10 protein-coding genes are annotated in these 14,231 nt (G+C 65.1%); 4 read left to right on the plus strand and 6 right to left on the minus strand.

Annotated elements, in window-relative coordinates; genetic code table 11:
- Together Q0L25_RS12075 and Q0L25_RS12080 are read right to left on the minus strand one after the other, a co-directional pair.
- Positions 1-1,338, minus strand: coding sequence for an MFS transporter (locus Q0L25_RS12075; protein WP_296614558.1), 1,338 nt, complete (start codon positions 1,336-1,338; stop codon positions 1-3).
- Between the two features lie 215 nt (positions 1,339-1,553).
- On the minus strand, positions 1,554-4,412 hold the full coding sequence (locus tag Q0L25_RS12080) for a TonB-dependent receptor (protein ID WP_296614559.1): 2,859 nt from the start codon (positions 4,410-4,412) through the stop codon (positions 1,554-1,556).
- 259 nt (positions 4,413-4,671) lie between these two features.
- Between Q0L25_RS12080 and Q0L25_RS12085 the strand changes: the two genes are divergently transcribed.
- From Q0L25_RS12085 to Q0L25_RS12095, 3 genes are read left to right on the plus strand one after another with little or no spacing between them, the layout of a single operon-like run.
- A complete protein-coding gene (locus tag Q0L25_RS12085; protein ID WP_296614561.1) occupies positions 4,672-6,033 on the plus strand; it encodes an MFS transporter in 1,362 nt (453 codons plus the stop codon).
- A complete protein-coding gene (locus Q0L25_RS12090; protein WP_296614562.1) occupies positions 6,011-6,895 on the plus strand; it encodes an amidohydrolase in 885 nt (294 codons plus the stop codon). The genes Q0L25_RS12085 and Q0L25_RS12090 overlap by 23 nt, the downstream gene beginning before the upstream one ends.
- Positions 6,892-7,695 (plus strand): amidohydrolase, encoded by an 804-nt coding sequence (locus Q0L25_RS12095; RefSeq protein ID WP_296614564.1) that lies wholly within the window; start codon positions 6,892-6,894, stop codon positions 7,693-7,695. The genes Q0L25_RS12090 and Q0L25_RS12095 overlap by 4 nt, the downstream gene beginning before the upstream one ends.
- Here Q0L25_RS12095 and folD read toward each other — a convergent pair.
- The 4 genes from folD to Q0L25_RS12115 are packed head-to-tail and all read right to left on the minus strand — an operon-like array spanning position 7,683 to position 11,843.
- The gene (gene folD, locus Q0L25_RS12100) at positions 7,683-8,540 is read right to left on the minus strand and encodes a bifunctional methylenetetrahydrofolate dehydrogenase/methenyltetrahydrofolate cyclohydrolase FolD (protein ID WP_296614566.1); all 858 of its coding nucleotides are present in this window, start codon (positions 8,538-8,540) and stop codon (positions 7,683-7,685) included. The two genes, Q0L25_RS12095 and folD, sit on opposite strands and share 13 nt — an antisense overlap.
- A 23-nt stretch (positions 8,541-8,563) precedes the next feature.
- On the minus strand, positions 8,564-9,982 hold the full coding sequence (locus Q0L25_RS12105; RefSeq protein WP_296614568.1) for an aldehyde dehydrogenase family protein: 1,419 nt from the start codon (positions 9,980-9,982) through the stop codon (positions 8,564-8,566).
- Between the two features lie 20 nt (positions 9,983-10,002).
- Positions 10,003-10,929, minus strand: a complete 927-nt coding sequence (locus tag Q0L25_RS12110; protein WP_296614569.1) for a DUF6282 family protein — start codon at positions 10,927-10,929, stop codon at positions 10,003-10,005.
- A complete protein-coding gene (locus tag Q0L25_RS12115; protein ID WP_296614571.1) occupies positions 10,926-11,843 on the minus strand; it encodes a hypothetical protein in 918 nt (305 codons plus the stop codon). Before Q0L25_RS12115 ends, Q0L25_RS12110 begins: the two co-directional genes overlap by 4 nt.
- A 241-nt stretch (positions 11,844-12,084) precedes the next feature.
- Between Q0L25_RS12115 and Q0L25_RS12120 the strand changes: the two genes are divergently transcribed.
- A complete protein-coding gene (locus Q0L25_RS12120) occupies positions 12,085-14,223 on the plus strand; it encodes an acetate--CoA ligase family protein (RefSeq protein WP_296614572.1) in 2,139 nt (712 codons plus the stop codon).
- Positions 14,224-14,231: the final 8 nt, after the last annotated feature.

The following is a 14,231-nucleotide window of genomic DNA, read 5'->3' on the forward strand; positions in this document are numbered from 1 at the left end:
TCATGCCGGAGTGGGTTCGGGCAGCTGCTGGGCCGCGCGCATGCGCGTCACTATCGCCGCCGCCGCGGGGATGATCATCAGCCCGCCGAACAACAGCATGACCGAGAATCGCCCGACGCCGGCGCCGATCACATAGCCGCCGAGCAGCGGCCCGATGATCCCGCCGATACGCGAGCAGCCGAGCATGATGCCCAGCCCGGCATTGCGCGTGGCTGCGCCGTGATAGTTGAGCGTGACCAGAATGAGTGCCGTATAGGCACCGACGTTGAAAAAGCCGCACAAGGTCGACGCTGCAACCAATGCCCAGTTCGCCCCGTCCGGCACCGCGCCCAGCAAGGTGAACGACGCCGCCATCGCCAGCAGGAAGATCGCCGCGATCCGCACCTCGCCGACGCGGCGCGACAGCGCCCCGACGATTAGTTGCGCGATGATTCCGGCGCCATAGGTGGTCACGCCGGCAATGCCGTTCCACTGCATGTTCATGCCGGCCATCGATAATATCTGTGGGCGCCAGCCCGCCATGAAGCCGCCGCTGACCGTGAACACGAAGCCGGCCAGGCACAGCAATGCCGTGCCGATCCATAGCGAGCGCGGGATGCTCGCCAGGCTTGCCCGCCGCTTGCCGAGGACGACCGGCGCTTCGGGTAGCGCCGCCACCTCCGGCTTGCCCATCCGCCGCATCAGCGCATTGATTCGCGCGAGCGCGTCCGGCGGACGCCGTGCCATCAGGAAGACGGGGGAATCGGCGAGGATGAACAGGCCGAGGAGGAACGCGGTCAGGTTGAGCGCTGCAGCACCAAGGAAGATCGAGCGCCAGCCATAAGGCTCGATCAGCAGTCCCGCCATAGCGCCGCACAGCATACCGCCAAAGGCATAGCCCGAATGCAGGATGCCGATCAGCAGGTTCGAGCGCCTTTCATTGCTGAATTCGGTGACGGTGACGTTCAGGCAAACGACCAGCGCGCCCAGGCAAACACCGGTCAGCAGCCGCAGGATCATCAGCGTGGTGATCGTGCCGTTGGTCGCCGTGATCAGCAGCAATACGACCAGCGAGCCGAGCAGCGTCAGCGTAAGCGCTCGTCGTCCGACCCGGTCGGCCAGCGGCGCGACGAAGATCGATCCGATCGCGACACCGACGGGCGTCGCGCTCGATGCCAGCCCGAACCCCTGGATCGAGAGGTGCAGTTCCTTGATCATCACCGGCGCCGCATAAGACAGCGTGACGACGTCGAGCCCGTCCGCGGCATAGGCCAGCATGCAGATCGCGACGATCGCATATTGGTACCAGCCCATCGGCGATTGCTTGATGATGTCGGTGGGGGTGGCCGGCTGGCTCATGCGGACGGTCTTTCGCCCGAGTGGCGACACGGCGGTCTGGCGATCAGCTGTCTACGCACACGCACCCCTTTTTGATGCCAGGGAAATTCGGCTGTTACAAACGCTATTATGAATGCGCGAATGTCGGCGGACGAGGTCGGTCGTGTTCGGCTGCCACGGAAATCCCGGCGCGTTTGCGGCGCGCCGGGATATTGCGTGTCAGCCGACACGCCGGGTCAAAAGCGGATACGGACGCCACCGACATAGTAACGGCCGATCTTGTCGTACATCTGCGAGTTGGACACGGTCGGCGCTATGATGCTGTTCGGCGCAATCGGTGGATCCTGGTTCAGCAGATTGTCGATCTTGCCATAGAGCTCGATATTCTTGGTGATCTTGTAGGACGCCGACAGATCGACATAGGCGCGCCCCTTGACCCGGTTCTGCGACGCCGGGAGGTCGACATTGTCCACGTAGATCGTCCGGAATTTGCCGCCGCCAATATAGCGGACATAGGCGCCCAGGCGCAGCGGGCCGCCTGAATAGGTCAGATCGAAATTGCCCTTCCAGCGCGGCTGACCGCCCGGATCGGTTGCGATATCGCCGAGCAGGATCGTCGTGACGTTCGATGCGGTCAGTTGCAGCTTGTCGACATAGTTGACGAGCAGGCGGCTGCCGATCGACCCGGTCGTTCCGAACCACGACACCGGGCGGCGGTAGGACAGCTCGAAGTCGATTCCGGCGGCTTCGATGGTCTGGGCGTTGATCAATGTCGCCTGGATCGACGTGATCTGATTGCTCGCATTCTGGGTGATCAGGCTGCAGAACGAGTCGATCTTCAACGTGAAGCAATTGTTGACGATCGTCTGCGGCGCGATCGCCGTGATCGCGCCGTTGATCTTGATCGAGTAATAATCGATCGAAGCGTTCAGGCCGGGAATAAAGCTGGGCTGCAGCACGACGCCGATCGCCTTGGTATCGGCCTTTTCGGGATTGAGATTGCGGTTGCCGCCGGTCAACTGCAGCGTGTTGGCGGTGACGTTGGTGCGCGGATCGGAGATCGAGTTGATCACCTGGTTCTGGCCGGCATAGAGTTCGTTGATATTGGCCGCGCGGATGTCACGCGAAATCGTGCCGCGGAAACGGATGTCGGAAATCGGCGAATAGTTGAAGCCGACCTTCCACGTCGTCACGCCGCCGCTCGAACTGTAATCGGCGTAGCGGATGGCACCGCTGACCTCCAGATTCTTGGCGAAGGGCGTGTCCTGGGCCAGCGGGATCGCGGTCTCGGCATAGACTTCCTTGACCGTGAGCTCGCCGGAGAATGGCTGCTGGTTGATCGAGCGCCATCCCGAGATCACCGAGATCGGGTCGGAGACGCTCTTGATCGTCTCCTTGCGATATTCGGCCCCGACCGCGAGCTTGACGGGACCTGCCCAGGTCTTGAACGGCGAGCCCGACAAGTTGGCGCCGGCAGTGTTCTGGGTCATCCGGGCGTCGTACCACGAGGTGCCCCGATACCAGGCCAGCGCCTGCTGGCTGATCGACCCGGGGCCGAACACGTTGATCGGCACGCACGCCGGGTTGTCGTTGGTGGTGCTGGCATCCGCGTTGATCCGGCATACCGGCTGACCCGTAATCGGGCTGATCACCGAATCCACGCCCTGGAACCAGCGCGACTGAATGCGGTTGTTCACGCTTTCCTGGCGGAAATGGTTGTCCGAACGCTGGACATGGACATCCCACGACCAGTCACCGATCTTGCCCTCGGCGCCCGCGGCATAGCGTAGCGCGCGGGAAACGCTGTTGTTCTGCGAATTGCCGTCTTCGAGGTTCATGCGGCCAAAGGCGAACGATTTGATATTGTTGGCCGCCATCGTCGCGGCGATCGACGCCGGCAGGAAAGCATTGTCGCGCTGAATGGTCAGCGTGCCGTTGTCATAGTTCGGCGCGAGGTCGGACAGTACTTCGACCCGAGACCACAAGCCCTCCGCCCACAGGGAAATCCCGTCGGTGAGGTCATACGTGGCGCGGCCATATCCGGAATAGCGGGTGATATGCGGCAGGATGTTGCCATCGTCCTCGATCGATACGCCGCTGCCGCCCAGCATGAAGGTCGTGTTGACCGGGTTGCCATAGACGAACGGCTGGGGCGTGCCGTTGACGCCGAACTGGATGCCGTAAAGCGGGCTGGTGGACGGCACGACGGTGACGCCGCCGAACGTCATGCGCGAATATAACGCGTCATACGCGATGTAGTTCTTGGTCTGGCCATTGGTGGCTGTGTAATTCGGATTGTTGAACAGCACCGGTCGACCGCGGCCCCAGTCGCGCGTACTGACAGCGGTCTGGCCGGTGTTGCGATAGAAATCGCCCGCCACCGTGATGTTGAGCCGGCCAAAAGTCTTGCCCGCCGCGGCGGAGATCACCGGACGGTTGAAATCGTTATAGTTCGAAATGCCGTAGGAGGCGTCGATCTTGACGCCCTCGACCTTCTTCTGCAGCGAGAAGTTGACGACGCCCGCGACAGCATCCGAACCGTAAGCGGCCGAGGCACCGCCGGTCACGACTTCGACGCCGCTGATCAGCGACAGCGGAAAGATATTGGTGTCGACGCCGCCGAACGGGCTGGTCGCGGCGAGGCGACGGCCGTCGAGCAGCAGCAGCGTGCGCGCGCCGCCCAGCGCGCGAAGATCGGCGACGTTCTGGCCGACCGGCTCGCTCGACTTGCCGATATTCTGATTGATGCGCAGCTGCGGGATATCATAGGCCAGCTCGGCGACGCTGGCGAGCGCGCGGTCCTTGATCTGCTCGGGCGCGATGGCGGTTACCGGAGTTGGCGCGGTGAAGCCCGCGCCAAGGCGCGAACCGGTGACGACGATTTCCTTGTCCCCGGGTGCCTGCCCGGCCTCTTCGGTAACGGGCGGGGGCGTGTCTTGCGGGGCGCTGACGCTGTTGGTGTCGCCGGGCGCGGGTGTGGTCTGGGCGAAGGCGGGCGCGGCGGTCGCCGAAAGCATCAGCGCAATGGCCGCCAGGCTGGGATCCCTGAGTCGCGACGAGAGCGCGCGGCCCGATACTGAAGATGACTTTCGCATTGCTTCCTCCCCAAATCGACGCGGCCTTCGGGCCGTCATCCGGATTTCGCGGCGATGCCGATGCACCGACGTTTCGACGCTCGCGTGTTCGCAGTCGCCTCATCGCCATTCTAAAATGACGAACGCTAGTTGCTTATGACATATATTCGCTAGCCGACAAGCGAAAAATCGGATACTGTCGAACGACATTTGGTATAAACACCACAGAACCACACGGTCGCCCTGGCCGATAGCGGGTCGAAAAACGGGAGAGAGCGGGATGGCAGCAGCCACGGAACCGAGCGGCGCGATGGCTGCGCCTCCCAGCATGACTCGCTATCAGTATCTCGTCGTCGCTCTCTGTTGCGCCGCCAATATTGCCGATGGTTTCGACGTCGTGTCGCTTTCGGTCGCGGCGCCGGTCCTCTCCAAGCAATGGCATATCGATCCGGCTGTGCTCGGCACCTTGTTCAGTGCGGTTGCGGTCGGCCTGGTGATCGGTGCGTTCCTCGTCGCGCCGTTCGCCGACAAGGTCGGACGCCGCCCGGTAATGCTTGGTGCGCTCGGCTCACTCGCGGCATCTCTGCTGCTGACCGGCGCCGCCACCGATATCTGGCATTTGCTGGCATTGCGCTTCGTCACCGGGATCGGTCTGGGGACGCTGGTAGTGTGCCTCAATACGACCGCCGCCCAATATTCGAGCGTCAAGTTCCGCAACATGGCGATGGCCACGGTCCATATCGGCTTCACGCTGGGCATGATGCTCGGCAGCGGCATCGCCGCCGCTGTTCTGGGCACCGGCAACTGGCGCACCATCTTCGTTGCAGCCGGATTGCTCAACGCGGTCACCTTCACGCTGGCGCTGTTCATCCTTGGCGAATCGCGCGACTTCCTGGTGCGGCGCCAAGGCCCCAAGGACCTCGCCGCGCTCAATCGTCTCCACCGCCGAATGAAGCTGCCCGAATTGGCGGCGATGCCGTCGCGGCCGGCTGCCGCCGAAAGCAGCGCAAACGCGATACGCGCCATGCTCGCCGGTTCGATGCGCAGCCCGACGATCCTGATCTGGATCGCCTCGCTCACCTACGCCCTGGTCGGTTATTTCCTGCTCAACTGGAAGCCGACGGTACTCGCCAATGCGGGGCTCAGCCCCAGCCTGGCGGCGGCAAGCGGCATCATCACCGGCGCCTGCGGCGCGGTCGGTCATCTCGCCATGGGCCTGCTCGGCCGGCGCGTGGGGGAGGGGCGACTGACGGCGTTCTTCTTCAGCATGGCGGCGGTCACTTTGATCCTCTTCGGAATCATGCCGGCCGCCCCGATTCCGCTGCTGGCGATGGCCGGGCTGACCACGTTCTTCGTCGTCGGCGCCTATACCGGCCTGTTCCTGGTTACCGCGGTAATGTATCCGACGGCGATCCAGAACACCGCGCTTGGCTTCGTCGTCGGCTTCGGGCGGATCGGCGCGATCATCGGCCCGATGATCGGCGGTTTCCTGTTCAGCGCCGGGCTGACGCGCATGGATACCTATATCGTGTTCTCGATCATCGCGGTGATCCCTGCCGTGACGATGTCCCTCGTCAATCGCCTCGCCGCGCGCGCGGCCAGCAAAGTCGGAGATTTCGGTGCCCAACCAGCGGCTGTTTGACACTCACGCGCATTTCTTCACCGACGATACCAAGCGCTTTCCGATCGACGTAACCGGCGCGCGCGAGGGCGAGGCCGAAGTCCGCGCGCGCATCGCGCGCGATCCGGCGACGGCGGAGCGGCTGCTGGCTCTATGGGATCAATGCGGGGTCACCGGCGGCGCGGCCGTACAATACAATACCATCTACAAGACCGATAACAGCTATACGCTATCGGTCGCCGACGTGAACCACCACCGCGTTTCCGCGGTGCTGATCCTGCGCGCCGATTTCCCGGAGACGCCGGAGCAATTGCGCGCTTTGGCGACCCGGCACAACGTCTGCGGGCTGCGGCTGTTCGGCTATCCCGATGCCGACGGAAACTATCCCTGGCTCGATTCGCCGGCGGCGCTGAAAACGTGGGAAGTCGCCGCGTCGCTGGGGTTGACGATGGTGATCATGTACGCGCCGGGCAAGCCGAGCAGGGCGGCGCTCCACCGGATCATCGCGCTCGCGAAGCGTTTTCCCAAGACGGTAATCGCGCTCGATCATTGCGGCTGGCCCGGGGTCGAAAACGGTGTCGCCGGCACGATCGGGCCCGAGCATCTCGAGCTCGTCAACGTCCCCAACATCGTCTTCAAATTCACCCAGATCAACCTCAACCGCTTCTGCGAAACGGGGATCGACGCAGCGCGGTTCGTCCGGCTGATCGTCGACACCTACGGCGGCGGCCGGGTGATGTGGGGATCGGATTACGGCAACACCAAGGATGCTTATCCCGACATGGTCGCGCAGGCGATCGCCGCGACGAGCCTCCTGAGCGCAGCCGAGCGCGCGCAGGTGCTGCACGACAATGGCGCCAAATTGTTCGCCGATCGCCTGTGAGCGCAGCACCCGAACCGCCCGTCATCGACGCCCATGCGCACATCTTCACCAGGCGCATGCCGTTCACCGACACGGCCTGGACGCGGCCCGATTACGATTATCCGGTCGAGACCTATCTCGCCGAACTCGATGCGCACGGCATCGCCTTCGGCGTGATCACCGCGGCCAGTCTGTTTGGAGACTATAACGACTATTCGCTGGCCGCGCTCGCGCAGCACAAGCGACTGCGCGCGACGGTGATGCTCGATCCCGACACGGCGCGGCGCGAACTCGCCGATCTCAAGGCACAGGGTGTTTGCGGGGTGCGCTTCCAGCTTCCGCTCAAGACCGAACTGCCCGACCTGAGCGGCTATCGCTTCCGCCGTTTCACCACCCGCCTGGCCGATGCCGGCATGCATCTAGAGCTCAATCTCGGCGGCGAACAGCTTGGCAACATGCTGCCCGCGCTGGCCGATCACGGCGTCCAGATCGTGGTCGATCATTTCGGATTGCTGCGCAGTGAGAACGAGATGGAGGGCCCCGGCTTCAAGGCGATGCTCGCAGCGGTCGACCGCGGCCGGACGTTCGTCAAAATCTCCGCCGGCTTTCGCCTGCCGCCCGAGAGCCTCGCCGGTTATGCTGCACGATTGCTGCAGGTCGCCGGACCCGATCGACTCTTCTGGGGTAGCGACGCGCCGTTCGTCGGTGCCGAGGACCGGATGAGCTATGGCGAGGCGCTCGCCACGCTCTACCGCATCGTCCCCGATGCCCGCTACCGCCGCCGCATGTCGGACGCGGCGCTGCGCTTCTATTTCTTCTGATTGGCGGCTTTCACGGTGTTCGCCAGCAAGCACGCGATCGTCATCGGCCCGACCCCGCCCGGGACCGGCGTCACGGCGCGCGCATGCTGGACTTCGTCGAACGCGACGTCGCCGATCAGTCGCGTGCCTCCATCGTCCCGAACCACGCGCGTGATGCCGACGTCGATGATCACGGCGCCTTCCTTGATCCAGAAGCCGCGCACCAATTGCGGCGCCCCAGCGGCGGCCACGACGATGTCTGCCTTTCGGACGATATCGGCGAGGTCGCGCGTCTCGATATGCGTCACGGTCACCGTCGCCTCGCGTTCGAGGAGCAGCATCGCGATCGGCTTGCCGACGATGTTCGACTTGCCGATCACCACCGCGTCGAGCCCTCTCAGATCGGGCAGCACGCTGTCGAGCAGCATCATCACCCCGAGCGGAGTGCACGGCACCAGCCCGCCGGTTCCGGTCGACAGCCGTCCCACATTGACCGGGTGGAAGCCATCGACATCCTTGGCCGGGTCGATCGCGCCGAGCACGATGCCGGCATCGACATGCGCGGGCAGGGGCACCTGGACCAGGATGCCATGGACGCGCGGATCGGCGTTGAGCCGCGCGATCAGCGTCAGCAGCGCGTCCTGCGGCGTATCGGCAGGCAGGCGATGCTCGGACGAGGCAATGCCGACCCGCGCGCACGCCTCGATCTTGCGTTTTACATAGACCTGGCTCGCCGGATCCTCGCCCACCAGCACCACCGCCAGCCCCGGCGCGATCCCGTCGCGTGCGACGATCGCGGCGACTTCGGCGGCAGTCTCGGCATCGAGCCGCGCGGCGATCGCGCGTCCGTCGATCCGCTCGGCCACCCTTGGCCGCAATGCCGCCAGCGTCACGCCGCGTCGAGCGCCACGGCGTTGATCACGTGCGGCTGGGTATATTCCTCCAGCCCCTCGAGGCCCATTTCGGTGCCCATTCCCGATTGCTTGAGTCCGCGGAATGGAATGCGCGGATCGATCGCCATCAGCTGGTTGACCCACACCGTGCCCGACGTCACGCGCGCCGCCACCTGGTTGGCGCGGGTTAGATCCTTGCCCCAGACGGTGCCGCCCAGTCCATAATCGGTGCCGTTGACGCGTTCGATCAGCTCGTCGACGTCGGAATAGCTCATCACCGGCAGCACCGGCCCGAACTGCTCCTCGCGCACCAGCGGCGCTTCGTCGTCGATATCGCGGACGATCGTCGGCGAGATGAAATAGCCTGGCCGGTCGAGCGGCTCCCCGCCGGCGATCACGGTGCCGCGCGCTTTGCTGTCCTCGATCAGTGCCGAGACCTTGTCGAACTGGAGCTTGTTCTGGACCGGTCCGATCTGCGCGCCCTGATTGGCGCCGTCGTCGACGACCATTTCCCTGGCCAGCCGCGCCATCTCGTCGCAAAATTCGTCGTACATCGTGTCGGGTACGTAAGCGCGCTTGACCGCCACGCAAATCTGCCCGGCGTTGCGCATCGCGCCTTCGAAGACCTTGCCCGCCGCATATTTGGCGTCGACATCGTCGAGCACGATCGCAGCGTCGTTGCCACCCAGCTCGAGCGTCACGCGCTTGAGGCTGTCGACGGACGAGGCGAGCACTTTCTTGCCGGTCGCGGTCGACCCGGTGAACGAGATTTTGGCGATGTCGGGATGCGTCGTCAGCGCCGGGCCGAGCTCGTTCTGGTCACACAAAATGTTGACCACGCCGGCGGGCAGGATCGCCTGGCACAGCTCGCCGAACAGCAATGTCGTCAGCGGCGTCGTCGGCGCCGGCTTGCAGACCATCGTGTTGCCCGCCATCAGCGCCGGCCCGACCTTGTTGGCGAGCAGGATCAACGGGTAGTTCCACGGGGTGATCGCCGCGACCACGCCCAGCGGGGTGCGATGCTCGGTGATGCGATTGCCGCCTTCGTCGCGCAGCACTTTGGGCTCGAGCCGCATCGCCGCGAACGCCCGCAAAACGAACACGGAGCCGCGGACTTCCTTGGCCGCCTGGTCGAGCGGCTTCCCCTGCTCCGAGGTCATCAGCGTGGCGAATTCGGACACGCGTGCTTCGAGCGCCGCCGCCAGTGCCTCCACCTTGGCACCGCGCTCGGCCATCGGCGTCGCGGCCCAGGCCGGGAAGGCGCGTTTGGCCGCGGCGATCGCGGTCTCGAGCATCGCCGCATCGGCCTTGGGGCATTGCGCGAACGGCGCGTCGAGCGCCGGGTTGATCACGTCGAAGCTGCTCGCTCCCGCGACCAGGGCACCATCGATGAGCAGGCGAAATTCGTGGTCCATGGATTTTCCTTGTGGGGAGGTCAGGCGGACATCGCCTGCGCCAGCACGCTTTCTGCGGCCGGCTCGGCGTCGTCGAGGCCGACCAGCCGGGCGGGATTGTCGCCGATCATCGCGCGGATCTCGGCATCGGTATAGCCGATGTCGATCAGCATCTGGATGACGTAGCGCAGCCCCTCGACCGGAGAAGGATTGCCGACCTGGCCGAGGTCCGATCCGATGATCGTGTTGGCGACGCCGCCGGCATCGACGCACATCTTGAGGCTGTCATGGCTGTAGCCCTTGCTCTGGACGCCCGCCCACATGCAGCAGCTATGTTCGAGATAGGCGCCCATCTTGGCCAGCTCGGCCATGTCGGCGACGCTGCACCCGATCAGGAAGGTCGGGTGGTTGACCAGTAGGCGGGTGACGCCGCGCTCCTTGGCCTCTGCGAACAGCGGCCAGATCTCGCTGATATGGAGATGCCCGGCCGAGAGCACTGCGTCATAGGCGGCGATCTGGTCGAGGATCTGCTTGACCTCGTCCTTGAGCTTGCCGCGTTCGTCGACCACCGTGAGCATCGTCGGCGCGAGCATCGCGTCCTTGGTCGGCAGGAACTGCCGGCGGTGCGAATGGCGGATATGGTTTGCCGCCGAGAAGGTCGGCATCCACACCAGGCGCGCGCCGAGCTTGAACCCATGCTCGACGGCATAGGGATTGAGCCCGCCCGTGGTGTTGTTGAGCGGCACTCCGGTCAGCAACTTGACCGAGCCGGGCATGATCTCGTCGAGCAATGCAGCGACCGGCGTGACCGAATAATAATGGTCCTTGAACAGGATCGCGCGCAGGCCTGCCGCCTCGCCTTCCTTGATCGCCTCGACATGGTTGAGGCTGCGCGGCATCACCGATGGCCCGCTGTGGCAATGCAGGTCGATCGCCCCTTTGAGGAGGTCGCTGATCCGGTCGCTCACGCCGCGATCTCCTTATCTTCGGGCATCGGATAGTCGGCCGCGTTCAATACCCAGCCGGGCTTGTCGGAAAAGTCGCGGCGAGGCGGGCAGAAGACGTCGAGCAGGCGGTTGAGCCCTTCGCCGATCCCCTGCGACGTGTGCGTTGCCGGCGGCGGGATCACCGCGACCGAGGGTGCTGCGCAGCGTTCGTGGTCATCCTCGATCCACTGCGTCGAATCGCTGATCCACGGCCAGCGCAGATGGTGAATATAGTCGCCGTTGAGTACGACCGAATATTGCTCGAAATCGTCATGATGGTGCGGCGACAGATTGTCCGCGGCGCGCGGGCCGACGCGGCCGTCGCCGAAATTGACCATGATGTTCGAGCCGCGATAGATTCGTCCAAAGCGCCCCTGTTCGGGGGCGACATCGCCCGAATAGACCCGTACCTTGCGTCCGCCGACCGGGTCCGGCCATGCGGCGAACGGCGGCACATTGGGATCCGGCTCGGCATAATCGACGGCGTTCGAGCACAGCGCTGCAAGGTCGTCGGATTTGACGGTGAACAGGCGGAGGATGCGCCCCCCTTTCAGCACGGTGATCGTGCTCGCGCCCGGCGGCACGAAGCTGACCGTCTTGCCGCTGGCGATGGTGCTGCCCTCGGCGATGCTGATCTCGATCTCGACGTCGTCGTCCGGGATCACCACCGCATATTCGTCCGGCTGGTTGCTCCGCTCGAACACCGCGCCCGCTTCGACGTCGCTATAGGCCACGATCATGGTCGCGCCGCGCGCATACCAGCTATTGGCCAGCTCGGTCCGTTGCTGCGGCGGCTGCTCGTAAAAGCGCGCATAGCTGGCATGCCTGAAGCTTTTGGGGGAGGGGGCCTTTTGCGCGGTGGCCAGCGTACTCCGCAAATCGTTCTGCCCGTACATCGGCGCTCCTCATCCAACATTGCTGCTATCGCAGCTTGGCTGTTATATAGCGCCGGATTTGCCGGTTCGTCTAATTCCTAATCGCGGCCGGCCTGATACCCCTTAGGTATCGAAGTGACCGAGTTGAGACCCATAGCGTGATACTATCGTAACGGGCCAAAATTGGCATTGGACCTGCGAAGGGGGCGGGACAACATGCCGCCAAAGCACTGCCCGTGAGGGGCTTGGAGAGGAACTGGACTTGGCGGACTCAGCGCAAGCTCTGTTACGAAGCTTACCGGCAACCGACACGCCGGCATCCTCCCTCGCACGTCTCCTCAAGCCGCGCTCGATCGCGATTGCCGGCGCCTCGCCCGATCCGGCGACGATGGGCGGTGTCGTCCTTGCCAATTGCGAACGCTTCGGCTTCGACGGACCGATCCACCTGATCAGCCCAACCCGCGACGAGATCAACGGTCGCCCCTGCGTGAAGTCGGTCGACGCATTGCCCGAAGGCGTCGATGCCTTGGTGCTCAATGTGCCTCGCGCGGCGATCCTGCCCGCGGTCGAGGCGGCGGCGGCGCGCGGCGTCGGCGGCTTGGTCGTCTTCGCCTCGGGCTTTGCCGAGGGCAGCGATGAGGGCCGCCGCGAGCAGGAAGAGATCGCTGCGGTTTGCAACCAGGCCGGCATGGCGCTGCTCGGTCCCAATTGCATGGGCTATGTCAATTATGCCGGCGGCGCGGCGCTGACTTTCGAACCCGCGCATCCCCAGCCGCTCGGCGATCGCCGCAACGTCGCAGTGGTCGCACAAAGCGGCGCGACCGCTTCGGGCATCCGCGCCGGCATGCTCGGTCGCGGCATCGCGGTATCGCTGTCGGTCGCCACGGGGAACGAAGCCGTGGTACATGCCAGCGATCTGATCGAGCTGATTGTTGCCGAGGGCACCGCCAATGCGATCGCGCTCTATGTCGAGCAGATCCGGAACCCGCAGGCATTCCTGCGCGCGGTCCGCAAGGCGCGCGCCGCCGGCGTGCCGGTGATCATGATGCACCCCGGCCGCAGCAAGCGCGGCCAGGAAGCGGCGCAATCGCACACCGGCTCGATGGTCGGGGATTACGCGCTGATGCGTACTTCGGTCGAGAACGAGGCGGTCGTCGTCGTAGATACGATGGACGAGTTGTTCGACACCGTCGCGATCCTCCACCGCTTCCCGACGCCCGGCACCGGCGCGCTGGGCGTCGTGACCAACTCCGGCGCGATCCGCGGCATGGCGTTCGACTTCGCCGAGGATATCGCGCTCCCGATCGCGGACCTGTCGGCCGAGACGCTGGAGCGAATTTCCACGCTGCTTCCCGCCGGCATGGAGATCGACAATCCGCTCGACGTCGGCACCACCGGCTTCACCAATGGCGGCATCTTCGGCCAGGCGACCGAGGCCATGCTCGCCGATCCCGCAGTCGGCGCGGTCCTCCTGCCGATGGCTGGCGGCGGCCCGTCGCAGCAGCGCTCGAAGGGCGACTCCATAATCCCGGTGGCGCTGACCGCTACCAAGCCCGTTGCGGTCGTCATCACCGGCGACGAATCGGCGCTCGATGCCGATTTCGTGGCGGCGATGCGCGCGAGCGAAACCCCGCTGTTCCGCTCGCCCGAGCGCGCGATGCGCGCCTTTGCCGCGGTCGCCCACTACGCGGCCGCGCTGGACAGCGTCAACGATCGCACTCCGGCCGCGACCGGCCTGACCGGCCTGGGCGCGCCCGGCGTGAAACCCGAATATGTCGGCAAGGATTTTCTGCGCCGCATCGGTGTCCAGGTCCCCGCCGGTGGCCTGGCCGCCACGGTCGATGACGCGCTCGCCATCGCCACCCGCATCGGCTTTCCGGTCGTGCTGAAGGCGCAGGCCGTGGCGCTGTCGCACAAGAGCGACGCCGGCGGCGTGATACTCAACCTGCGCGACGAAGCTGCGCTACGCGAGGGCTGGGCGACACTGATGGCCAATGTCGGCGCGGTGACGCTCGACGGCGTCCTGGTAGAACAGATGTCCGCACCCGGGCTCGAACTCGTCGTCGGCGCGCGGAATCATCCCGAATGGGGGCCGTCGGTGCTCGTCGGCCTGGGCGGCGTGCTGATCGAGGCGCTCGACGCCGCGGAGCTGCTCCCCGCCGACATCTCGCATGCTCGCGCGGTCGAGCGCATCCTCGGGCTGCGCGGTGCCAAGATGCTTGGCGAATTCCGCGGCAAGCCGGCGCGCGACGTCGACGCCGTCGCCGATGTGGTGGTCAAGGTCGGTGCTGCGATGCGCGCCGGGCTCGCCATCGAAGAGATCGATATCAACCCGCTGATGGTGCTGGCCCAGGGCGAGGGCGCCGTCGCGCTCGACGCGTTGATCGTCACCGGCGCATAATTACAGGA

Origin of the sequence: Sphingomonas sp. (assembly GCF_024508665.1) — a bacterium.
Lineage (GTDB): Bacteria > Pseudomonadota > Alphaproteobacteria > Sphingomonadales > Sphingomonadaceae > Sphingomonas.

Coding starts and splice junctions, on each gene's coding strand:
- Q0L25_RS12075 (WP_296614558.1), bottom strand. CDS start 1,338: ATGAGCCAGCCGGCCACCCCCACCGACATCATCAAGCAATCGCCGATG.
- Q0L25_RS12080 (WP_296614559.1), bottom strand. CDS start 4,412: ATGCGAAAGTCATCTTCAGTATCGGGCCGCGCGCTCTCGTCGCGACTC.
- Q0L25_RS12085 (WP_296614561.1), top strand. CDS start 4,672: ATGGCAGCAGCCACGGAACCGAGCGGCGCGATGGCTGCGCCTCCCAGC.
- Q0L25_RS12105 (WP_296614568.1), bottom strand. CDS start 9,982: ATGGACCACGAATTTCGCCTGCTCATCGATGGTGCCCTGGTCGCGGGA.
- Q0L25_RS12115 (WP_296614571.1), bottom strand. CDS start 11,843: ATGTACGGGCAGAACGATTTGCGGAGTACGCTGGCCACCGCGCAAAAG.